The 22370-nt window shown below is 37.7% G+C and carries 19 protein-coding genes; 7 read left to right on the forward strand and 12 right to left on the reverse strand.

Features of this window, described 5'->3' with window-relative positions:
• Positions 1 to 83 precede the first annotated feature (83 nt).
• Genes CRS_RS09545 through CRS_RS09560 form a run of 4 tightly spaced genes read right to left on the reverse strand, consistent with a single transcriptional unit; the run spans position 84 to position 4124 of the window.
• The gene (locus CRS_RS09545) at positions 84 to 875 is read right to left on the reverse strand and encodes a TerC family protein (protein WP_142723808.1); all 792 of its coding nucleotides are present in this window, start codon (positions 873 to 875) and stop codon (positions 84 to 86) included.
• 3 nt (positions 876 to 878) lie between these two features.
• Positions 879 to 2075: a cation:dicarboxylate symporter family transporter gene (locus CRS_RS09550; RefSeq protein WP_142723809.1), complete on the reverse strand. Its 1197-nt coding sequence runs from the start codon at positions 2073 to 2075 to the stop codon at positions 879 to 881.
• Between the two features lie 48 nt (positions 2076 to 2123).
• Positions 2124 to 3410, reverse strand: a complete 1287-nt coding sequence (locus CRS_RS09555) for a CitMHS family transporter (RefSeq protein WP_142723810.1) — start codon at positions 3408 to 3410, stop codon at positions 2124 to 2126.
• Between the two features lie 24 nt (positions 3411 to 3434).
• Positions 3435 to 4124, reverse strand: coding sequence for a DUF2490 domain-containing protein (locus tag CRS_RS09560; RefSeq protein WP_142723811.1), 690 nt, complete (start codon positions 4122 to 4124; stop codon positions 3435 to 3437).
• Between the two features lie 355 nt (positions 4125 to 4479).
• Between CRS_RS09560 and CRS_RS09565 the strand changes: the two genes are divergently transcribed.
• Both CRS_RS09565 and CRS_RS09570 read left to right on the forward strand, forming a co-directional pair.
• Complete coding sequence (locus CRS_RS09565) at positions 4480 to 5388, forward strand: sensor histidine kinase (RefSeq protein WP_228451222.1); 909 nt, start codon at positions 4480 to 4482, stop codon at positions 5386 to 5388.
• Positions 5381 to 6079: a LytTR family DNA-binding domain-containing protein gene (locus CRS_RS09570; protein ID WP_142723812.1), complete on the forward strand. Its 699-nt coding sequence runs from the start codon at positions 5381 to 5383 to the stop codon at positions 6077 to 6079. Before CRS_RS09565 ends, CRS_RS09570 begins: the two co-directional genes overlap by 8 nt.
• Positions 6080 to 6133: 54 nt before the next feature.
• Here the strand turns inward: CRS_RS09570 and CRS_RS24735 are convergent, their stop codons facing one another.
• From CRS_RS24735 to CRS_RS09585, 5 genes are all read right to left on the reverse strand, one after another.
• Positions 6134 to 6268: a hypothetical protein gene (locus CRS_RS24735; RefSeq protein WP_262497574.1), complete on the reverse strand. Its 135-nt coding sequence runs from the start codon at positions 6266 to 6268 to the stop codon at positions 6134 to 6136.
• A 234-nt stretch (positions 6269 to 6502) separates the two neighbouring features.
• Complete coding sequence (locus CRS_RS24385) at positions 6503 to 6640, reverse strand: hypothetical protein (protein WP_172617029.1); 138 nt, start codon at positions 6638 to 6640, stop codon at positions 6503 to 6505.
• A gap of 148 nt (positions 6641 to 6788) precedes the next feature.
• Positions 6789 to 7511 (reverse strand): hypothetical protein, encoded by a 723-nt coding sequence (locus CRS_RS09575; protein WP_142723813.1) that lies wholly within the window; start codon positions 7509 to 7511, stop codon positions 6789 to 6791.
• A 56-nt stretch (positions 7512 to 7567) separates the two neighbouring features.
• Positions 7568 to 9955, reverse strand: a complete 2388-nt coding sequence (locus tag CRS_RS09580) for a M1 family metallopeptidase (RefSeq protein ID WP_142723814.1) — start codon at positions 9953 to 9955, stop codon at positions 7568 to 7570.
• Between the two features lie 68 nt (positions 9956 to 10023).
• On the reverse strand, positions 10024 to 10602 hold the full coding sequence (locus CRS_RS09585) for a HupE/UreJ family protein (RefSeq protein WP_142723815.1): 579 nt from the start codon (positions 10600 to 10602) through the stop codon (positions 10024 to 10026).
• 149 nt (positions 10603 to 10751) lie between these two features.
• Between CRS_RS09585 and CRS_RS09590 the strand changes: the two genes are divergently transcribed.
• Positions 10752 to 13970, forward strand: a complete 3219-nt coding sequence (locus tag CRS_RS09590; protein WP_142723816.1) for a S8/S53 family peptidase — start codon at positions 10752 to 10754, stop codon at positions 13968 to 13970.
• Positions 13971 to 14053: 83 nt separating this feature from the next.
• Positions 14054 to 14569: a DUF6702 family protein gene (locus CRS_RS09595; RefSeq protein WP_142723817.1), complete on the forward strand. Its 516-nt coding sequence runs from the start codon at positions 14054 to 14056 to the stop codon at positions 14567 to 14569.
• Here the strand turns inward: CRS_RS09595 and CRS_RS09600 are convergent.
• Both CRS_RS09600 and radA read right to left on the reverse strand, forming a co-directional pair.
• Positions 14566 to 15159, reverse strand: a complete 594-nt coding sequence (locus CRS_RS09600) for an ACP phosphodiesterase (RefSeq protein WP_142723818.1) — start codon at positions 15157 to 15159, stop codon at positions 14566 to 14568. The two genes, CRS_RS09595 and CRS_RS09600, sit on opposite strands and share 4 nt — an antisense overlap.
• Positions 15160 to 15285: 126 nt before the next feature.
• Positions 15286 to 16635, reverse strand: coding sequence for a DNA repair protein RadA (gene radA, locus CRS_RS09605; protein ID WP_142723819.1), 1350 nt, complete (start codon positions 16633 to 16635; stop codon positions 15286 to 15288).
• 139 nt (positions 16636 to 16774) lie between these two features.
• Between radA and CRS_RS09610 the strand changes: the two genes are divergently transcribed.
• The 3 genes from CRS_RS09610 to yidC all read left to right on the forward strand — a co-directional run bounded on the left by CRS_RS09610 (position 16775) and on the right by yidC (position 21106).
• A complete protein-coding gene (locus CRS_RS09610) occupies positions 16775 to 17344 on the forward strand; it encodes a YceI family protein (RefSeq protein ID WP_142723820.1) in 570 nt (189 codons plus the stop codon).
• 175 nt (positions 17345 to 17519) lie between these two features.
• Positions 17520 to 19127 carry a CTP synthase gene (locus CRS_RS09615; protein WP_142723821.1) on the forward strand — a complete coding sequence of 536 codons (1608 nt, stop codon included), beginning with the start codon at positions 17520 to 17522 and terminating at the stop codon, positions 19125 to 19127.
• A gap of 179 nt (positions 19128 to 19306) precedes the next feature.
• Entirely contained in the window at positions 19307 to 21106 is a 1800-nt protein-coding gene (yidC, locus tag CRS_RS09620) for a membrane protein insertase YidC (protein ID WP_142723822.1), read from the forward strand.
• Between the two features lie 159 nt (positions 21107 to 21265).
• Here yidC and CRS_RS09625 read toward each other — a convergent pair whose 3' ends face one another.
• Positions 21266 to 21850 (reverse strand): ribonuclease HII, encoded by a 585-nt coding sequence (locus CRS_RS09625; protein WP_142723823.1) that lies wholly within the window; start codon positions 21848 to 21850, stop codon positions 21266 to 21268.
• Between the last annotated feature and the right edge of the window lie 520 nt (positions 21851 to 22370).

Consider the following 22370-nt stretch of genomic DNA (forward strand, 5'->3'; position numbering starts at 1 on the left):
TAATTCTCTAAATGTATGCCATGAGACGCTGATGGATGAAATGGCAGATTTTTATTTCCGAATGTGAAAAATTGGCAGAAAAATTATTTTTTGCGGGCTGGAAATCCGAAAAGATAACTGGTCATCACAGGGAGAAGGAACAAAAGGACAGTAACGGTTGAAACCAATATCTCCATAGTATGGCTGCCTAAAAATTGAGCGAATGCCGTGGAAGGGTAGAAGTGCTCATATAGAGATAAGCTTAGTTTAATTCCTAAAACAGCAATCACAATAAAAGCGGCAGTTTCCAGGAAAGGAAATACCTGCATCAAACGGACAAACCACTGCGCAATAAATCTCATTGCTAAAATTCCTATAAAAACTCCTAATGTAATCAGAAGTAAGTTGTCTGAAAAAGCGACTGCCGCAAAAACGTTATCTATGGAAAAAGCAAGATCCATCACTTCTACAATGGCAACCGTAGCCCAGAATGGCCCCAACAGTCCAATTGAATTTTTATACAGCCAGCTGGATTCTTTGTTGGGGCTTTCTTCCGGACTTTCTTCATCACTTGTGTTTTTTATTTTTTTGATAAACCAGTCAATGGAGATGTAGAGCAGGTAAATTCCTCCCAGGGGTTTCAGCCACCATACGGAAATCAGTACTGAAGCAAAGATCAGGGCCAGGCCGCGGAATACATAGGCGCCCAGAATCCCATATTTTAAGGCTTTTTTTCTTTGCTGTTCGGGAAGATCCATTACGATGGTAGCCAGTACTGCAGCATTGTCTACGGACAGAAGGCTTTCAATAAGAATAAGGTTGGCAACGATGGCCATAGATTTCGCAGGGTTTTGAAGAATATCATTAAGAAGATGTGAAAAATCGGAAAGTATCATTTTTTAAGAAGTGGTATTTTGATTAAGTTTTGAAATAATGGCGGCAGAAATAGTAATGCCAATGAAATTGGTAACAGATCTGGCTTCATTCATAAAACGGTCTATGCTGTACAGCAGGGCAAGGTCTGTAACAGGAATTTTTCCGAATCTGCTCAGGGTAAACATAAGGGCGAGGAAACCGGACCCCGGAACACCGGAGGCTGTCTTCGATGCAATGGAAATAATGATGAACAGCCAGCAATAGTCCTGCACAGTAAGGGAAATATTATAAAACTGAACAAGGAAAATGCATGAAATAGAAAGGTAAATACAGGCTCCGGCCAGGTTGAAATTATACCCGAGAGGAATGACAAAACGGAGAATTTTGCGGTCATATCCCTGAGATTCCATTTTATCAAAAATCATCGGAAAGGCTGTCTTGGAGGAAGAGGTGGCTACTACCAGGATGATTTCTTCTTTAATACTGATCAGAAAATCCCAGAGATTAATTTTGAAATAAGCCGTCACCAATCCCAATATTCCGAAAATAAAAAAAAGACAGGCAAGATAAACGGTGGCAACAATCTTACTTAAAGGCAGTAAAGTATTAATTCCGTAAACGGATATTGCATAGGCGATATTACAGAAAATGATTACCGGAAGAAAGATATAAACATATTTGATTAATTTAAAAAACAGATTTTTCCCCTCATCCAGAAAGTGAAGGATTTTATCTTTTCCTTGATACATGCCGATGGCAATTCCTGCAGAAATTGATATCAACAGGAAGATCAGATAATTGCTGATCCGTAAAGGATTCGTTACTCTCGTTAAAAGGCTTTCGGGCAGGCTTTTATTAATGGCAGCCAGATTAATTCCCGTGTTGGCCCCAGGTTTTAAAAGAAGACCGAAAGCAATTCCTAATACAATACTGACAGAGGTGATGATCAAAAAATAAAGAACCATTTGACCCACAATCCGGAACGCATTTTTAATACTGAAGATGTAGCTTATCCCATAAGTGACAGCAATGAAGATAACGGGAACAATCAAGACCTCAAGAAGTACAAAGAAATAATGACTTACACTTTGCAGCTGCCTGCCGGTTTCCGGAAAATAATAGCCGGTTAATGCTCCACAGATAATGGCTGTGAATACATATAAAGTAAGGTTCCTCAGATAGGAATCTGTAAAGGTTTTTTGTTTGAATAGAGGCTTCACCGTATATCTTTTTACAGGATAAGAATACAAAAAATTATAGAAATAATCTTATATAATACCAAGAATCAGTGCTCCTAACAGCATCACAATAGAGGAGCCGATGGCCCATTTTAAAGTGAATTTCAAATGATCCGAGAATTCAACTCCGGCCAGTGATACCAGCAGATATGTTGAAGGAACCAAAGGACTCAATAAATGAGAGGCCTGCCCCACAAGGCTTGCTCGTCCCAGAACATCAGGTGAAATGCCCAGCTGATGGCCGGTAGCGGTAATGACCGGTAATATCCCGAAATAGTAAGCATCATTTGTCAGGAAAAAAGTTAAAGGTACGCTGAATATAGCAGTAATTACATTCAGGTAGCCACCCCAGTTTTTAGGGATAATATCAATGATACTGTTTCCCATTGCATTCATAATGCCGGTACCGTTTAATATTCCTGTGAAAATTCCCGCTCCGAAGATCATTCCTGCTACAGATAAAGCATTTCCTGCATGTTTTGAAATGATTTTCTGCTGGTCTTTCAGTTTAGGATAATTAATTACTGAAGCAATACAGAAAGCAATCATAAAAGCAATTCCTAAAGGAATGATATCGAGAATCATGACACAAAGCAGAATAATAGTCAGGATCAGATTGATAACAATCAGTTTGGGACGTCTTAATGCCGGATCGTTCTCCCCTGCAATGTCCTGTCCGCTGTATTGGGTATATCTTCCGTGTTTACTTATTCTTTTTTTCTCCTTTACCCCCAGAATATAGGCAACAATAATTACCCAGACAATTCCGATCAGCATTACCGGGATCATAGGAACAAAAATTTCTGTATGACCTAGTTTCAGAGAGCTCATAACTCTTGCAGTGGGGCCTCCCCATGGCAGGATATTCATAATACCGCCTGCCAGCATAATAATGCAGGTAAGCACAAGAGGATTCATTCCCTGTTTTTTATACAGAGGTAGCAAGGCTGCTACTACGATAATATAGGTAGAGGAACCGTCCCCGTCCAAAGAGACCAGAGTGGTAAGAATAGCCGTTCCGATGGTAGTTTTTACCGGATTATCACCTACAGCTTTCAATATGGCATTTACTAAAGGTTCAAAAAGTCCGGTATCAATCATCAGGCTGAAATACAGAATGGCAAAAATCAGCATGACTCCTGTAAGGGCTATTTCTTTTACTCCCTCTTTCATCATTTTTCCTAAATCCGGACCGAATCCGGCTATTACGGCTATAAGCACGGGGATAAGAACAAGAGCGGTAAGGGGAGTCATCTTTTTGTTCATGATCAGGATCATGAAGATGAAAATCATTAAAAAACCAAGAAATGTAAGCATAGTGTGTTGTAAATGTTAATGAGATTATTGATTCTTTTTTCTCCAGTCAAATGTGTTTCTGAAACCTATAAATCCGTAATTGCTTGTTTTTTTGGTTTCCAGCTGATTGATGAAGGCAAATTCCAAAGCAGAGTTTTTCCCTGTTTTTATTCCAAGACCTGCTGTAATACGATTGCTGTCGAAAGGTTCCAGTTTATCCACATTCATTCTGATTTCATTTTTCAGAATACCATAGAGTTTTTCTTTCTCTCCTTTTTTATTGAAAGGAATTCTGACGGAAATGAGGTAACGGATTCTTACTTCGAATTCATCCGGATTACTGATAAAACGCTCTTCCACTCTAAGCCTGTTGGATATTGATGTTCTGCCAATATAATAATCAGCAGTTACCTGTTGAAAAGGTCTTTTTTCATATCTTATTTTTTTAGAATCGTCAGCATTATAAGATTCAAGGATCAGAAACATAGCTCCTGCAGCAGGCTTTATATTTTCAGCCACTTCATAATCTACATAGGCATTCACCAGAAAAAGTCTTGTGTCATAGGCAAGGTCAAAGGAACGGTATTGGGTAAGCGCAGTAAGGGTGCTTTTATCAGTGATCTTGGCCGACATCAGATACTGAAACCACATATTGTAATTATCTTTACTCTGGCTGTAAAGTCCGTTGAATAAACATAATGATAAAATAAGGGTTAATTTTATATTAATTTTCATATAATATTGGGTTAATATTGTACTTTTTCAAATATATTTATTAGAAGGAGCGGCTCTGGAATTTTTCAACCAATGACAGTTTTTATCAACAAACTGCATTTTGAGTTAAAAAGATATTATATTTGATGCGCTTCAAAATAGGGTGGTTTTTATGTTTTTAATCATTAATTTTATTGTTATTTTACTGATAATCAGGATTTTGTTTAATGATAAGATTCTAAGAAGCCTTATGGAGTATCGTTGGAAGCTTTTGTTGAGGTTTCAGCATATTTTTTTCTTTTTTATCTTCATTTTGATTACTTATTTTACCGAAAATTACTTCCTGGACTCCATCGAATTGATGGTAAGTATCATTTTGAATACTTTTTTTAACATCGGAATTTACTATCTGGTCTATTATTATCTGGTTCCCCATTTTTACCTTTCAAATAAATATCCGGAGTTTATACTCTACGCTCTGATTTGTTTTTTAACCTCCAGTCTTTTCAGGATTCTGTGGGAGCCTGCCGTTTTTAAGGTAGATTTCAGCAGAGAAGAGTATTATGTGGGATTTCTCTATAATGTTTATATTTCGCAGGGTATTGTGATTCTTGTTGCCTCATTTCTGGGAATTACCAAAGACAAATTTTTAATAGAACAGAATGTGATTGACCTTGGAGAAGAGAAAGAGCAGCTTTATCTTGATCTCATCAGGTCTAAGCTGAATCCGCATTTTTTACTGAATACACTTAATAATATGTATGCCAACAGTTTTACCCATTCAGAGAAAACACCGGATTCTATTCTGCAGCTCAGTAAACTTTTACAGTATATTATTTATGATAGCGGAAAGGAGAGGATAAGCATTTCCCAGGAATTTTCCTCGCTAAAAGCACTTGCTGCTCTATACCAGCTTAAATACAGCAACCGGCTTGATATTGTTTTTGATATTCAGGATCAGGATGAATTTGATATTGTGGAAATTCCGCCTTCCATATTGCTTACCTTATTTGAAAATGCTTTAAAGCATTCTGCAATAGGGGAAGAAGAAAACAGCTTTATAAAATTGTTGTGTATCATTGAAGATTCAGAACTGTTTTTTGAGATCATCAATTCTGTGGCAGAAAGCAGGACCGGGCTTGTAGATACAGGTTATCAGGGATTAGGAAATGAAGCGGTTATCCATATATTGGATAAGTTTTATTCAGACCGGTATGAGTTACATTCCGGGGCGGAAGAAAATAACCGCTATAAGATTACTTTAAAAATTAATATGAATGGCTAATTTGACTATCGTTAATGTAGACGATGAATATCCTGCATTGCAGCTTGTAAAACAATATTGTGACCAGCTTGAAGAAGTAGAGCTGCTGGTTTCATTTCAGAATCCGGAGGAAGCTTTGTCTTTTCTTAAGGAAAATAAAGTGGACCTTGTTGTTTTTGATATCAATATGCCAAGAATGAACGGGGTAGAACTTTTGCAGAAACTTCCTGAGAGGCCACTGTGCATTTTTCTCACCCTGGAATCAAAATATGCGGTGAAGGCATTTGAACTGGATGTGGTGCATTATCTGGTAAAACCGGTAGATTTTGAAACCTTTAGGAAAGCTGTTAACAAAGCAAAAGATTTTCTTCAGTTTAAAAACTCCGCAAATAATGCCCGTCAGGAAGACTATATCATGTTCAAATCCAATTATGTGATGAACAAGGTTTTCCTGAAGGATATCCTTTGGATACAGGGTTTTGGGGAGTATATAGTGCTGATGACGCCGTTAAAGAAATATATGATCCTTGACAGGATGTCAAATTTTGAGGAAAAGTTTCAGAATTTTGGATTTATCAGAATTCATAAATCTTATATTGTATTGTCTGACCGGATCAATTCTTACGACTCAAATAATGTATACCTGAAGAACGGAGAACAGCTTCCCTTGGGAAGAACTTATAAAAAGAATTTAAAAGAACATTTAAGCTGAAAATAAAAAGCCGGAAACTTCCGGCTTTTTCAAAATTGTTATCATGTGATTGAACTATGGACAATATTGTCCCGGTCCGATCCACAGGATGCATTGTCCTTTGTAGTTGTATTCACAGCAAACACGTCCTGCTGCTCCGCCATTGATTGATTTCTGAGCGTCTCTGCTTAATAATTTAGCATTTTTCATAGTTAGAATATTTTGATTTGTACATTCCTGAGCATTTAAAGTCAATCAGGATTTTGACATTTGGTGTAAAAGAAGTGAATCAAAGATACTGTTTTTCCTAATTATGTGATATATTTTAATTGAAATTTTTCCTAATAAAATTTTGATTATCAGCCTATAAATAAGATGTGTGGTAAAAAATAGATAAAGCCGGAAATTTCCGGCTTTATTCAAAATTGTTATCAGATCATCGGACTAAGGACAGTTTTGTCCCGGCCCGATCCATAAAGTACATTTTCCGTTGTCGTCGCGTTCACAGCATACAAGTCTTGCTGCAATTCCGCCATTGACAGTTTTTTGAGCATCTCTGCTTAATAATTTGGCATTTTTCATAAGTTAATATTTTGACGTGTACGTTCCTGAAGATTTAAAGTCAATCAGGTTTTTGACATTTGGTGTTATGGTGATTCAAATATAAAAATTTTTAAGTCAGACTGTTATGTTTTATATCCGGAATACAGCCGTTTGTATTGGCCGTAATTTACTGAACCCTTTCCAGTGACATTTTTCTCCCTGCCATATCCATGTCCTGTCTGATGATCTGTCTTGTTGCAGCATCAATATAATAGGTAGTTGTCGTGGTTTGGCTACTGATATCATCATTGGTTTTTACAACCCAAACCGGCTTCCCTTTATATTCTGCTTTTTGAGTATCCAGAATGTAGGCTTTCATCATTCCCTTTTTTTCAGATTTGGGATTGTAATCAAAAATAGAAATCTCAGCAGTATAGTTTTCCTTTAAAGCCAGGAAGCGTATCAGCATAGGATAGCTGCTGCTGTCAAAATAATTATTGGCAGGAATATCTATGATATCTTTTTTCTGGGACTTTTTATCAAGATAGTATCCGCTGACTTTATCTTTCCCGGATGTAAGTGCCATATCTCTCATCATATTGTAGGATGAATGATATAATGGGCTGAAATTCGAGATTTTGACAAGAGTAGAATCCGCCCATTTGGCATCCGGTACCTGCTTCAGCTTCACGGTTGTTCGGATAAGAAGATCGGTTTTGTTCAGTTTTTTGAGCTCTGTAACAATACTTCCGATTTCTGTTTTTGTACCGGCTGTTTCAGTATACCATACGGCTTCAGAAGTTTCATCTTTGATTAATTTTGAATCAATGTCTGCGTTTTTAGGAGTAAGCAGGGTTTGCGAAAAAAAACGAGCACTACTTAATAGCAAAAGGAAAAGAAATGTTCTCATGATCTTTTTACTAATAAGTAGTGCTGTACAGGTTAAAAGTTACAACCTTTTGATTTTTAGCTTTTTCCTGCTGCCTGCATCGGGTTGACTTTTCCTGTGGAGCCTCCTCTCACCGGTCCGCCATCCTGCTTTTGTTTGAAGAGCTGGAATTTTGAAGTTTCAGTACCGGATCCTGTACTGCTCCAGAAATTATTGGTTGTATCAATATCAGCCGTTTCTCTCATAGGGTCAAGCTGGATTGATTTAAGTTTTTTATCGAAGTAGTAGGTTTTGGAAACTTTTTGTTCATTCAGTCTCCAGATCTGCGCTGCAGATTTATCATATAACTTAGTGCCGTCTTCAAAAGTGAATTCAAGAATGATAGGCATTACCAGTCCGCCTTTGTTTACAAAATCAATCTGATACGCGGTAATATTTTTGAATTTCTCTTTGTCCTTAGCATCTAAAGGAAGGCCGGCTTCTGTTTTAATAGTGTATTCCTTGTTGTTATCTACCTTTTCCTGGCCTCTGTCATATCTGTAGTAAAAATCCTGAGCGTCTTTATCTCCGTCTACATAGAATTTGATATTCTTGTCTTCTCTGTTTCTGATTTTTGAAAGATCTTCAAAACTGTTGACCAATGGTTTGTCAACCTGATATTTTACTTCAGCAGCAGCTTTTGGATTGGTTTCAAGATCAGGAACAGCTACTGTTACTTTATCAATAGCAATATCTACAGGATCTGTACCATAGAACCAGCCTCTCCAGAACCAGTCAAGATCTTCGCCACTGGCATCTTCCATTGTGCGGAATAAATCTGCAGGTTCAGGATGTTTGAATGCCCATCTTTTGGCATAGGTTTTAAATGCTTTGTCGAAAAGTTCTCTTCCCATGATTGTTTCACGAAGGATATTCAATCCGGTTGCAGGCTTGGAATATGCGTTTGGCCCATACTGAACAATGTTTTCAGAGTTGCTCATGATAGGTTCCAGCTGGTCTTTCGGTAGTTTCATATAATCTACGATGGTCCATGCCGGGCCTCTTTTGGATGGGAATTTATTATCCCATTTTTCTTCTGTTAGATATTCTGTAAAGGTATTCAGACCTTCATCCATCCATGCCCATTGTCTTTCGTCAGAATTGATGATCATTGGGAAGAAGTTGTGACCCACTTCGTGGATGATTACCCCGATCATTCCGTTTTTGGTTCCTTCCGAATAAGTTCCGTCTTTTTCAGTTCTTCCGAAATTGAAGCATATCATCGGATATTCCATTCCGTTGGCAGCCTCCACAGATTGTGCTACCGGATATGGATAAGGGATGGTAAATTCTGAATACGTCTTGATTGTATGGGCAACCGCTTTTGTGGAAAACTTTCTGTAAAGACCGTAAGATTCTTTTGGATAGAAACTCATGGCCATCACCTTATTATTGTTTTCAGGAATTGTGACACGCATTCCGTCCCATACAAATTTTCTGGAAGATGTCCACGCAAAATCACGAACATCTTTTGCTTCAAAAACCCATGTTTTTCTCTGTTTTGAATGATTTTTTTCTGCTTTTTTAGCTTCATCCAATGTTACGATTTCAATAGGCTCAGAGGCATTTTCAGCTTTTCTGTATCTTGAGAGCTGATCAGATGTCAATACCTGATCATAATTTTTACATTCCCCTGTTCCCCCTACAATATGATCGGCAGGGACATTCATTGAAACTTTAAAGTCTCCGAAAACAAGCGCAAATTCTCCTCTTCCTGTAAACTGATGATTCTGCCAGCCCTGGAAGTCACTGTATACACACATTCTTGGGTACCATTGTGTCATCGTATACAGATCATTGCCGTCTTCAGGGAAATTTTCATAACCACCACGGCCCCCCATTTTCATTCTGTTGGAAATATTATAGTTCCAGTCTACTTTGAAGACGAATTTTTCCCCTTTTTTCAAAACTTTAGGAAGATCAATACGCATCATGGTTTTATTGACGGTATATTTTAGCGGAGTGCCCGAAGCATCCGTTACTTTTTCAAGAATGACTCCGTAGCCATTATCCTTTACAGGAAGTTCTGTGGCTTTAAGTTGCTGATCAGTTGTTGAAGGGCGAAGAACGGATGATGTATCATATCCGGCATTTCTGATGCTTGAGTGTTCGTTTTCATCAAGCTGCAGCCAGATATAATCGAGGTCATCCGGCGAATTGTTATAATAAGTTACTGTTTCTGAACCTTTCAGATTCCTTTTATCCTCATCCAGATAAGCAGTGATGTTGTAGTCAGCTCTGTTCTGCCAGTATCCATGACCGGGAGCTCCTGAAGCTGTTCTGTAAATGTTGGGTGTTGGCAGGATAGTTCCCAGCTGCTCAAACTTGTTACCGTGATTGCTGCCCGGATTATTCTGAATATTTTGTGCGGTGAAACCTGTATATGCAAATACAGAAAGTGAAAGTATGGCAACTTTTAGTTTCATAACCGAAAATGATTTATTAATGATCAAAGATAATAATAAGCTGTTTAAATATTGAAAATATTTAACTTTTAAAACGGAATTCTTTCCAAAGTCATTTTTAAGGATAAAGCGAATACTCCGGAAGATACAAACAGGATCCAGTCTTTCTTATTTACCTTAAAAAGATTAAGCAGAATAAAAAGAGTGACTAAAATTGCAAAAACAATTACAATTTGTCCGAGTTCCAGACCAATATTGAATCCAAGCAATGGCAGGGCAATGCTCTGGCTTTTTGAGATCATTACTCTTGCTGTATTGGCAAATCCCATTCCGTGAACCAGGCCGAAGATGAGTGCAAGATAATAATTGGCCCGCATCAATGTCTGCTTCTTGTTTTTCATGATAATATTATCCAGAGAAGTCAGAACAATGGTCAGTGGAATTAAGAATTCAACCCAGTCAGAAGGAACCCTGAAAACATCAAGAATACTTAAAGCTAATGTAATAGAATGTCCTATTGTAAATGCGGTGACAAGAATCAGGATTTTTTTCCAGTCACTGTACGAATAAACGGCGATGAGTGCCAGAACAAACAGTTGATGATCAAGAGCGTCCAGAGAGATAATATGTTCCCATCCAAGGTTTAAATAAAAAAGAAAATCCTGCATTTTGATTAAAATATTTTATATTTTGAATATTTTGTTAAAATATTATATTATTTATGTTGATTTGGTTTTTTAGGTGTGTTTTTTATTGATACTATACTTTGTTTCTGTTCTAAATAAAAATTGTATAATTGTATTGTAAAAAATGTAATATGGATATTAAAAAATTATTTTCTACAAAAGTAAACATTTCGCATGGAGGAACGAAGCTTCTGAGAAATGCCGCTGCCGCCTTTTTGGGATTATATTCTTATGCTTTTAATGCACAGGTTCAGAAACTGGATTCCCGGTTTGAGCTTTTATTAAAAAATAAAGAGAATATAGCTAACGGAAGAACTGTCAGGGAATTGGAACGTCCTGATATGAAACTTGACCGGCATTTAGTGGTGACATCAAAGGGAGCCCAGACCATGTATTCATGTATAATTTATACGAAAGAGCCGAAAAAGCTTAAAGCTGACGGTTTACTTGTTCAAAGCAGTTTGCCGGATTTTTCCACAGCTCTGGTCACAATTGAGGATATTGAAAGATTAATGAAACTGCCATATGTTACCTCTGTTATGGGACCCGCATTTGATGAGCTGCATAATGATGTAAGCAGAGCTCAGTCCGGAGCAAGTCTGTTGCAGGATGGAACCTTTAATAATACCGCTTATAATGGTACCGGTGTTTTGATAGGAATTTATGACAGCGGAATAGACTGGAAGCATCCTGATTTCAGAAAAGCTGATGATCAGACAAAAAGCAGAATTGTTTCGATCTGGGATCAGACCTTAACGGCACAGGGAGGGGAGACGTCGCCTGCCGGATTTTCAACAGGTGTAGAGTATACCAGAGCACAGATTGAAGATGAACTGGATGGAACACCAACAGGATTTGTACGTGAAAATGATATCAACGGACATGGAACCCATGTTTCCGGTACTGCTGCAGGAAATGGGTCTGCTTATACAGATAAAAGACATAAAGGATTTTCATCTGATGCAGATATTGTCTTTGTAAAAGGAGGTAACGGATCTTTTCCCACAACAAATACGATCAATGCTTTAACTTATTTTAAAAATGTAGCTACGGCACTTAATAAGCCTATTGTCGTTAATATGAGTATTGGCGGACAGGCAAGTGCACATGACGGAACTTCTTCACACGAAGTGGCTGTTAATAATTTTACCACTTCAGGGCCGGGAAGAGTAGTGGTTATTTCTGCAGGAAATGACTATGGAGCTAATCTGCACAGAAAAGTTGATATAGCAGCCGGAGCTTCACAGACCTATGCTTTTACTGTTGCCAGCAATACTTCTGCAGCAACCGTATTTTCGTTTATTATGTATGCCAATGATAATACGCCTGTCACTGCAAAGCTGACAACTCCTGACGGGCAGCAGTATACCCAGAATATAAGTACGACTACACCTCACAGCATTTTGGGAGGAGGCATTACCGCAACAATGTATAACTATTGGGGGAATGATAACAACAAAAGATATGTTCAGCTGGTTATCACCAGAACTTCCGGATCAGCCAATGTTCAGGGAAACTATACGCTGGAAATTACAAACAACGGGGCGCAGCAGATCACTACTCATGGCTGGCTGTACAGCCAGGGAGTCGCTACAACTTTACAAAATGGCGATAATGAATATATTGTAGGATCTCCGGGGAACGCTTCCAATGCCATTACAGTTGCGTCATATATGGGAAGAGCAAGCTGGTATAGTGGAGCAAGTGGCTATTATACCCTCACTCCACAGGAATCTATATCGTCATTCAGTGCACAGGGGCCCAGGGTAGATGGTTTTCAAAAGCCGGATATCGCAGGTTCCGGTCAGAATGTGATTTCATCGCGATCAGGTGATTCTTCTCCCGGAACTACGGATATTATTGCAGGTACCAGCTATTATGTAAAAAACCAGGGTACGAGTATGTCTTCACCGGGCGTTGCTGGTGCTGTAGGGTTGTTGCTTCAGGCCAATCCGGCGTTGACGGCAGCACAGGTGAAAGCACGTCTTACGGCTAACGCAAGAATGGATGGAGCTACAGGAACTGTTCCAAATTTGAGATGGGGATATGGTAAATTAGATATTTATAAAGCCGTTACCGATGAGTTAGGGTGTGTGAAATCCAATTTCGAAACGGTGGGATATGATGAACCTTATATCATAGCGAATACGGAAGCCAATTATTATTTTGATAATATAGCTCTTGCTGTAAGATATACCCCAACTCTGACAGGGAAACTGGGAGGGTTTTCATTCTTAACAGGAACTTCACTCCCTTCTGATATTCCGGTAGATATTCAGATCAGGAAAGTGGATGCCAATGGGAATCCGGGAGATATTATAGCCACTAAAACAATTACTTCATGGCTTAACAGTACGCAGAGGTTTACCTGGAACTACGTGAGTCTTTCTGATTTAAACGTACAAACGGTGACAGGAAAAGATTTTTATATTGTTGTCAATGGCCTGGGAGGAAGAATTGCAATGAAAGCTGAAAATGCAGTGGTAAATAACAGATCCAAAACATCTACAGATGGCAGCACATGGACTCCCAGAACATTTGACCTTAAAATGAGAGCTGTAGTATATGAAAATGTGGCTGAAGTAAAGAACCTGGCAACTTCCAACCAAACTAAGACCAGTGCAGCAGTTAATGGCTATAACTATTTTACCAGCAGCTGCCAGCTGATCTCAAGGGTTGAAAAACAAACCGGCAGTACGGTGACAGGAAATGTGACCTCAAAAGTATGGGTAGATAACGCGCAGCCTAATTATGTGTCAAGAAGATATGAAATAAATCCTGAAACAAACGCCGCCACCGCTACCGGAAAAGTGACTTTATACTTTAAGCAGAGCGATTTTGATGCCTATAATCTGACCAATGGAGTGAAGCTTCCTACTTCACCTAACGATGTTGCGAACAAAGCAAATCTGATTATTGAAAAATATACAGGAACAAGTACTACAGGTACCGTAGCTTCTTTTGGTGGGCCTGCTTCAAGTATTACTCCTGATATTGCAGATATTATCTGGAATGACACCTATCAGTATTGGGAAGTATCATTCCAGACGACAGGTTTTGGTGGATATTTTGTTAAAACAGGAACCACATTGGGAACTGCAGATACTAAGGTGAACTCAGAAGTAAATATTACTCCGAACCCTGCGAAGGATTTTGTGAATGTAATGCTGGGCAGACATTCCAAAGGATCAGTAACCATTTATGATGCTTCAGGAAAGCTGACTAAGACGGTACAGATTACTGCCAATTCAGGCAAAATTGATGTTTCAGAATTGGTAAGGGGAATCTATCTGTTTACCGTTACGCTGGATGATAACACAAAAATTACGAAAAAAGTAATTAAAGAATAATTCTTTATCAATCAAATCCGATAAAAAGCAGCAGTTTCTATAACTGTTGCTTTTTTTATATTTGCTGTAAAATAAAATAATTCATGCCAGGTAAGTTTTTTTGGAGTTTTCTTTTATTCGCAACAGTCGTTTTTCAGAGCTTTTCGGTTGGTAAAGCTTTTCACCCATATCATGTAGGATCTGTCGAAATTAATTATAACTCAAAGTCCAGAACATTTGAAGTGACTGGAAGATTCTTTTTGGACGACATGGAGAATGGTCTTGGGAAAAAATATGGCGGAGCTTTTCATTTCAATGATGTGAAATATAAGGCAAGATTAAATGAAGCTCTGCAAAAGTACTGTTCAGAATATTTCAAATTAAAAGCTGACAATAAATTTTTAAAGGTCAATTATATCGGGTATGAAGAAGACCAGGAATCTGTAAATATTTTTATGGAATCTGAACCGGTGGCCACTCCTAAAAAAGTGGAGACAGCAGTAAGTTTTCTGTATAACCTTTTTGATGACCAGATCAATATAGTCCATATTATTGTCAGCGGAGAAAGAAAAAGTGAAAAACTATCATATCCCAACCGTTATCTCTATAAACAGTTTTAATTTTCCAGCTGAAGCATTGCGTTGATTCCTTTTGTATGGGCAAGCAGATCAGGAAAAAAATCATGATAACACTCTTGAAGAAAATCTTTGTTTTTTAAAAAAGCTTCAAAGACAGGGATGTCCTTATCCAGATATTTAGCTTTATTCAGTACATTCTGAATGCTGAATTTGATGCCCCAGTCTTCGCGGTAGTTGTAGAGCCAGTCGTCCTGTTCCATTTTGACCAGCATCCTTTTAAAGTTTTCAGGAAGCCATTGCTGATGGGCATTCAAAACACTGTAAACATAAAGGGAATGGGTTTTCCATTCAGCCAGAGAATTCAGGGAGAGGTCTCTGGCTACAAAATGATCCATAGAAACATCTACGAATGCACCTGCATACAGTCTTACCAAAGGAGCAAAAACTTTTTTGGCTTCATGGATTGCCGGGTGGGAATCGGTAAATGTATCAATCGCCCTGTGAAGGGTAATTCCGTCCTGTATATCTTTCGGAAAAGAAAAACGGTCCCTGTTTCTGATGAAGTCTTCCAGAAACTGACCAACAATTTGACCATCAGTGAAAGAGAGAAAGGAATGTGCCAGATAATTCATAACTTAAAGGTATGAATTAAATGTGAATGTCTGATACTGGAGAATAGTGAATCCGCTTAGCTTGTGAATTTTTTTATTCTCATTCAGATGGACTATTGACCTGTGAAGCAAAATTGACCATTCACCTTAGAAAAGCCTCTCGTGAAAATCTTCAATCTTACTCACTTCTTCAATCTTAATTCCAAATTTTCTTTTTGGAATTTTATTGAGATTGGAAACAAATATCTTTTCATAGCCTAGCTTTTCAGCTTCAGTAATTCTTTGTTCAATCTGTGCTACAGGACGTATTTCACCACTTAATCCGATTTCTCCGGCAAAGCAGTAATGTTCAGAAATGGCAATGTCTTCGTTAGAGGAAAGAACAGAAGCAATGACTGCCAGATCCAGTGCAGGATCATCTGTCTTTATTCCCCCGGTAATATTCAGGAAAACGTCTTTTGCTCCCAATTGGAACCCGGCTCTTTTTTCAAGTACGGCCAAAAGCATATTCAGCCTTTTGGAGTCAAAGCCTGTGGAGCTTCTCTGAGGAGTTCCGTAAACGGCTGTGCTTACCAGGGCCTGGATTTCAAGGAGCATCGGCCTGTTTCCTTCGAGAGTTACAGCAACAGAATTTCCTGAAAGTTCCTCAAACTTTTTGGTGATCAGAATTTCGGAAGGATTCTTAATCTCTTTTAATCCCTGCGAAATCATTTCATAAATTCCAATTTCGGAAGTGGAGCCGAAACGGTTTTTATTAGCTCTCAGCAACCTGAAAAGGTGATTCCGGTCTCCGTCAAAATTCAGAACCACATCCACCATATGTTCCAGAACCTTTGGTCCTGCAATTTGTCCGTCTTTGGTGATGTGACCTACAAGGAAAACCGGAGTATTGTTTTCTTTGGCATATTTGATGATCTCATTGGAACATTCCCGGATTTGGGATACGGTTCCCGGAGAACTTTCTATCAGTTGAGACTGCAGTGTCTGAATGGAATCGATGATCATAAAGTCTGGTTCCAGTTTTTTGGCTTCATGAAGAATTTTCTCCAGTGAAGTTTCAGTGAAAAGGAAACAGTTCGGATTTTGGATATCCGTAAGCCTGTCCGCTCTCATTTTAATCTGAGAAGCACTTTCTTCCCCGGAAACATAGAAAATCTTTTTCTTCATCTTCAAAGCGAGTTGCAGCAATAGGGTAGACTTTCCGATTCCCGGTTCACCACCTATCAAAGTCACGGAGCCTAAAACGATTCCACCTCCCAGCACACGGTTCAGCTCTTCAGAAGGTGTTTTTATTCTTGGTTCCTCACTTGTTTCCACTTCAACAATATTAATCACATGCTGTTTGGATTTTGAGAAAGGAGGGGTTTTATGAGAAGTCTTTTCCACCACTTCTTCCACTAATGTATTCCATTGCCCGCAGTTTTTACACTGTCCCATCCATTGGGAGTATTGCGTTCCGCAGTTTTGACAGAAATATGCTGTTTTCAGTTTTGCCATACCGCGAAGTTATAAAAAAAGCCTTTTTCTTACAGAATCTGATTGGATTTTAATATTAAAAACTAATGCATCCACCATAGAAATAACTTTCATATCTTCGTTTTATTCAATTAAAATATTAATGTAAAATATCATTACAATGAAAAAAGTATTTTTATCTTTCGTATTTACGTTTTTAAGTATTGTTGCATTTGCCCAGGGTACGTGGGATGTTGACCCGATGCATTCTTCCGTTAATTTTAATATTAAACATATGGGAATTAGCTTTGTACAGGGAAGGTTTGATAAATTTGAAGGGAAAATAGCCAGCAGTGGAGCTAATCTGGATAATGCCGATTTAAGTTTTGCCATAAGTGTTTCTACCATTAATACAGGGGTGAACATGAGAGACAGACACCTTATCAGTGAAGATTTCTTTGATGTGGCTAAATATCCTGTTATTGAGTTTAAAAGCTCTTCCGTGACTAAAGATAAAAATAACAATTATATCGTCAAAGGAAAGCTTACAATGAAAGGGGTAGAGAAAGAGATCAGTGCTCCGGTTACATTCGGCGGTATTATAAAGAATAAAGACGGAAAAGAAGTAATGGGAATTCAGACCAAGTTTACAGTGAACCGTTTGGATTATGGAATTAAATATGATCCTTCAGGAGCTGGTATTGCGAAGGATGTTGAAGTAATGGCTTACTTTGAACTGGTAAAACAATAATATTTCCAGTGATAAAAATTAATCGGGTTTTCCATTCTGATGGGAAACCTTTTTTATTACAAAAGCTAAATTTTAATCAGATTTTATAATTGTTTGAACGGTATTTTCGTATTTTAAAAACTTAAATAATTGCTTTGTATTTCTTTTTCCCCTAACTTTGCACAAACCTAATCTAATGAGTAAAAAGAATACAAAGTACATCTTTGTGACAGGAGGTGTAACTTCATCTTTGGGAAAGGGAATCGTTTCTGCTTCTCTGGGACTTCTACTAAAATCACGCGGCTTTAATGTAACGATCCAAAAATTAGATCCTTATATCAATATCGACCCGGGAACTTTGAATCCTTATGAGCACGGAGAGTGTTATGTAACTGAAGATGGTGCGGAGACAGATCTGGATTTAGGCCACTATGAGCGTTACCTTGATGCTCCTACATCCCAAAACAACAACGTTACTACAGGAAAAATTTACCAGACTGTAATTGAAAAAGAAAGAAAAGGAGATTTTCTTGGAAAAACAGTTCAGGTAATTCCTCATATTACTAACGAAATCAAACGTAGAATTAAAATCCTTTCAAAACAGAACTACGATATCATTATTACTGAGATCGGGGGAACTGTAGGAGATATTGAATCTTTACCCTACATTGAAACTGTACGTCAGCTGAAATGGGAATTGGGAGAGCGCAATTCTATGGTGATTCACCTGACTTTACTGCCTTATCTGGCTTCAAGTGGAGAATTGAAAACAAAACCATCGCAGCATTCCGTTCGTCAATTGATGGAAAGCGGAATTATGGCAGATGTTTTAGTGTGCAGAACAGAACATAAGATTCCTAAAGATCAGAGAGCAAAACTGGCTCAGTTCTGTAATGTTCCTTTAGATAATGTTATCGAATGCAAAGACCTTGAAACGATCTATGAAGTTCCAATGTATCTTCAGAAACAGAATTTCGATGATGTAGTATTGAAAGAACTGGATCTGAAAAGTGATAAAGATGCTGATCTTAAAGACTGGAAAAGTTTCCTTAAAAAATTCCAAAACCCTAAGAAAACTGTTGAGATTGCCTTGGTTGGAAAATATATTTCCCTTCAGGATTCATATATTTCAATTGCTGAAGCGTTCAAACATGCAGGAGCTGACCTTGAAACGGAAGTTAAGGTAAGATGGGTATACAGTGGAGACATTACTGAAGAGAATATCAAAGATACTCTGAAAGGAGTGAATGGTATCCTTGTCGCTCCAGGTTTCGGAGACAGAGGAATTGAAGGAAAAGTGCTTACGGCAAGATATGCAAGAGAAAACAAAATTCCAATGCTGGGAATCTGTTTAGGAATGCAGATCATGACGATTGAATTTGCAAGAAATGTTTTAGGACATACAAAAGCCAATTCTATGGAGTTTGATACAGCAACTCCGGATCCTGTAATTTCTTTGATGGAAGAACAGAAAAATGTAGTTGATAAAGGTGGAACAATGCGTCTTGGAGCATGGAAATGTGCTTTGAAAAACGGTTCCAAATTATATGATATTTACGGAAGCAAGAATATTTCTGAAAGACACCGTCACCGCTATGAATTCAACAGTGATTATCTTCAGGAGTTTGAAAAAAATGGTTTCCTTGCTACAGGGACCAATCCTGAAACAGGTTTGGTAGAAGCCCTTGAACTTCCTGATCATCCTTTCTATGTGGGAGTTCAGTATCACCCGGAATATAAGAGTACGGTAGCGACGCCGCATCCTTTGTTCAGAGCTTTCATCAAGGCTTGCGAAAAAAAATAAGGTAAAAATTTTATCATCAACGTCTATACATAAACTCAGGCTGATTATTCTCAGCTTGAGTTTATTATATAGTAACAACGTAAAGCATAGAGTTTTGATAAAAAAACAGTATTTTTGTCAGCTCAAATTACGTATACCAGTACGTATATTTTAAATGTAAAATTTTAATATAAAATAAAATGCAACAAAACAACGGAATCGATAAGAAGCAGATGATTAGTTTCGCGGTTTTATGCCTTGTTCTCTTTGGTTTTATGTTCTACTTCCAGAACAAACAGACAAAAGAAGCCGAGCTGAAAGCTCAGGAGCAGAAAACGGAACAGGCAAAAAATGCCGTAAAACAAACTCAGGCCACCAATATCAATCCAAATGTAACTCCTGGCGCAATTCAGACGGCAAGCCTTGGAAATAACGAATTGAAGCTTGAATTTTCAAGCTTAGGAGGACAGGTTTCTAAAGTAGAGCTTTTAAAATATAAAGCTTATAATCACAAAACAGACAAAGCAGATCAGCCACTTTATCTGATCACTAAAAATAATTCAAACTACGGTTTTCAGTTTAAAGATAAAACAGGGAAGGTCGTTAATACTAAAGACTTAGTTTTCTCCCCTGCTGTTAACGGGAATGCTGTAACTCTAACTGCAGATTATAATGGTGCTGTTATTCAGTTTATTTATACCCTGCTTCCTAAATATACTCTTGACTTCAAAGTAAGAACTCAGGGGCTTTCTAAAATTACTTCGGATAATAAGGCAGATTTTATCTGGGATTATAATGTGAGAAACTTAGAAAAAGGTAGAGCCCAGGAGCAGTCTCATTCAGAATTTTCTTATGCTTTCAACAATTATAAAGACTATGATTATGATGGAAGAACGACAATGGAGGAGGAAAAAGAAACCCTTAACTGGCTTGGTGTAAAGCAGCAGTTCTTCTCTTCGGTAATCGAAGCTAGAAACGGATTCACTCAGAGTAAAGGAAACCAGGAAAATGTTGAAGAAGGAGAATATCTGAAGAAATTCAACTATGAAGGTTTTGTTCAGATGACCGGAAGCGAACTGAATCAGGATTTCACTTGGTATTTTATGCCACTGGATTTGCCATTGCTTAAATCTTATGATAAGAACTTTGATGAGATTCTTCCATTAGGCTGGTCATTCATTGGAGCTATGAACCGTTATTTCTTCATGTGGCTGTACAGTATTATTGCTGCCTGGGGATTATCAGCCGGTTGGGTAATTTTTGTAATGACCATCATTGTAAAACTGATTCTTTCGCCAATTATGTACAAGCAGCATAAACTGAGTGCGATGATGAAAGTGATCCGTCCTGAAATTGATGAGGTAAATGCTAAGTTCAAGGATGCGGATCCGATGAAGAAGCAGCAGGCTACAATGGAAGTGTACAGAAAGGCCGGAGTGAATCAGATGGCGGGATGTTTACCTGCGTTGGTTCAGATTCCGATCTTCTATGCATTATTCCGTTTCTTCCCGAACTTTATTGACCTTAGAGGCCAGGGATTCTGGTTTGCCAAGGATTTAACGGCTTATGATGACTTGATCAAGCTTCCGTTTAAAGTTCCTTTCCTTGGAGATCACCTGAGTATTTTTGCATTGGCTTGTACAGTCGTTATTTTGATCTATACCGTAATGACTTCAGGAAACATGCAGCAGCCTCAGCAGGAAGGAATGCCAAATATGAAGGTGTTAATGTATATCTTCCCGATTACATTCCTGTTCTTCCTTAACACATCGGCATCAGGTCTTTCATGGTATTATTTTGTATCGAATGCGATCAATATCCTGATCATTCTTGTTATTAAATACTGGATTCTTGATGAAAAGAAAATTCATGCTCAGATTCAGTCGAACAAGGAAAAGCCTAAAGCAGAAGGTAAATTTCAGAAGAGAATGAGAGAAATGATGGAGAAGGCTCAGGAGCAGCAGAAAGCTCAGGAACAACAGAGAAGTAAGAAAAAATAACTTCTGGTTATATGATAAAAGAGCAGCAATTATTCAATTGCTGCTCTTTTTTTTACCTGTAATCTGTATAAATTTTTTCAGGATGGGTTGTTTTATTTAGAAAGGTTTTAAATTTCCTGTAGAATTGTATGAATTTAATAATTGAAAAAATAATTATTTTCAGTCATATTTCAGTCTGAAAGATTGTCTGTGGTGTATTGTTGGGCCATGCTTTATAAGGGCTTCCTGGTGTTTTTTCGTAGCATAGCCAAAATTGGTGTCCCAGCCGTATTCAGGGTGCTCTTCATGAAGCTGGATCATGAGTGTATCTCTGTAATTTTTGGCAAGAATAGAGGCTGCCGCAATAGATAAAACTTTAGAATCTCCTTTAATAATACACTGATGGGGAATATAATTATAGGGGTGGAATTTGTTCCCATCTACCAGAATAAGCTCCGGAGTTATGGTCAGCCTATCCAAAGCACGATGCATCGCGTGAATGCTGGCATTAAGGATATTATGTTCATCAATAAAGGAGGGAGGAAGCTCTGCGATGGCGTAGTTTTTCACATTATCTTTGATGTAGCTATCCAGCTCCATGCGGGTTTTGAAGGTTAATTTTTTTGAATCGTTAACCAGATTTTGCTGAAAATCATCGTCTAAAATTACCGCTGCAGCTACCACCGGACCACTTAAACATCCTCTTCCTACTTCGTCACATCCGGCTTCGATGTAAAGGTTTGACCAGTTTTTTATTAGCTCCATGTTTGTTTAAATACTGATGACAAAATTAAACAAACAAAAATATTAATCCAATGTTTGTCCTGGTGATTTTATAAAGTGAAGTATTATTAAGATTGTTTTATGTTTGGTTTTGAATATTTTAGATTAGCAATTTCTGTTAAAAAGAAACTTTTTTTTGATAATATTGCTATTGAGTGAGATTGTTTATATTTTTCTTTTCTTTTTTTATGATTGAATAATGTAGTGCGGATTGATGATATGTTGGTGTTGTGTTGTTTTTTTTGAATTTATCTTATTCTTTTATCATTTGTTACGGTGTTTATGATTGTATTGTTGTTTATTTAATGTGATAAATGTTAATTTTTGTTATTGTTATTGTTTTCTAAATAATGTAGTTTAAATATTTGTTAGTATTTGTTAAATAAGGTGTTTTTAACAAATATTAGTATTTCATCTGTTGTGTTTTTTTAGTAATAATTGAAATCGTTGTCTTTTTTAAGAAAAAATTTTGTGATTTTAAGAAAGTTTTACAAATTTGTAG

This window comes from Chryseobacterium sp. ON_d1, assembly GCF_006829085.1.
Classification (GTDB): Bacteria; Bacteroidota; Bacteroidia; order Flavobacteriales; family Weeksellaceae; genus Chryseobacterium.

Bases quoted from the DNA above. Each gene is read 5' to 3' on its own strand.
- CRS_RS09545 (WP_142723808.1), bottom strand. From the start codon at position 875: ATGATACTTTCCGATTTTTCACATCTTCTTAATGATATTCTTCAAAAC.
- CRS_RS09555 (WP_142723810.1), bottom strand. From the start codon at position 3,410: ATGCTTACATTTCTTGGTTTTTTAATGATTTTCATCTTCATGATCCTG.
- CRS_RS09560 (WP_142723811.1), bottom strand. From the start codon at position 4,124: ATGAAAATTAATATAAAATTAACCCTTATTTTATCATTATGTTTATTC.
- CRS_RS09570 (WP_142723812.1), top strand. From the start codon at position 5,381: ATGGCTAATTTGACTATCGTTAATGTAGACGATGAATATCCTGCATTG.
- CRS_RS24735 (WP_262497574.1), bottom strand. From the start codon at position 6,268: ATGAAAAATGCTAAATTATTAAGCAGAGACGCTCAGAAATCAATCAAT.
- CRS_RS24385 (WP_172617029.1), bottom strand. From the start codon at position 6,640: ATGAAAAATGCCAAATTATTAAGCAGAGATGCTCAAAAAACTGTCAAT.
- CRS_RS09575 (WP_142723813.1), bottom strand. From the start codon at position 7,511: ATGAGAACATTTCTTTTCCTTTTGCTATTAAGTAGTGCTCGTTTTTTT.
- CRS_RS09580 (WP_142723814.1), bottom strand. From the start codon at position 9,955: ATGAAACTAAAAGTTGCCATACTTTCACTTTCTGTATTTGCATATACA.
- CRS_RS09585 (WP_142723815.1), bottom strand. From the start codon at position 10,602: ATGCAGGATTTTCTTTTTTATTTAAACCTTGGATGGGAACATATTATC.
- CRS_RS09590 (WP_142723816.1), top strand. From the start codon at position 10,752: ATGGATATTAAAAAATTATTTTCTACAAAAGTAAACATTTCGCATGGA.
- CRS_RS09595 (WP_142723817.1), top strand. From the start codon at position 14,054: ATGCCAGGTAAGTTTTTTTGGAGTTTTCTTTTATTCGCAACAGTCGTT.
- CRS_RS09600 (WP_142723818.1), bottom strand. From the start codon at position 15,159: ATGAATTATCTGGCACATTCCTTTCTCTCTTTCACTGATGGTCAAATT.
- radA (WP_142723819.1), bottom strand. From the start codon at position 16,635: ATGGCAAAACTGAAAACAGCATATTTCTGTCAAAACTGCGGAACGCAA.
- CRS_RS09610 (WP_142723820.1), top strand. From the start codon at position 16,775: ATGAAAAAAGTATTTTTATCTTTCGTATTTACGTTTTTAAGTATTGTT.
- CRS_RS09615 (WP_142723821.1), top strand. From the start codon at position 17,520: ATGAGTAAAAAGAATACAAAGTACATCTTTGTGACAGGAGGTGTAACT.
- yidC (WP_142723822.1), top strand. From the start codon at position 19,307: ATGCAACAAAACAACGGAATCGATAAGAAGCAGATGATTAGTTTCGCG.
- CRS_RS09625 (WP_142723823.1), bottom strand. From the start codon at position 21,850: ATGGAGCTAATAAAAAACTGGTCAAACCTTTACATCGAAGCCGGATGT.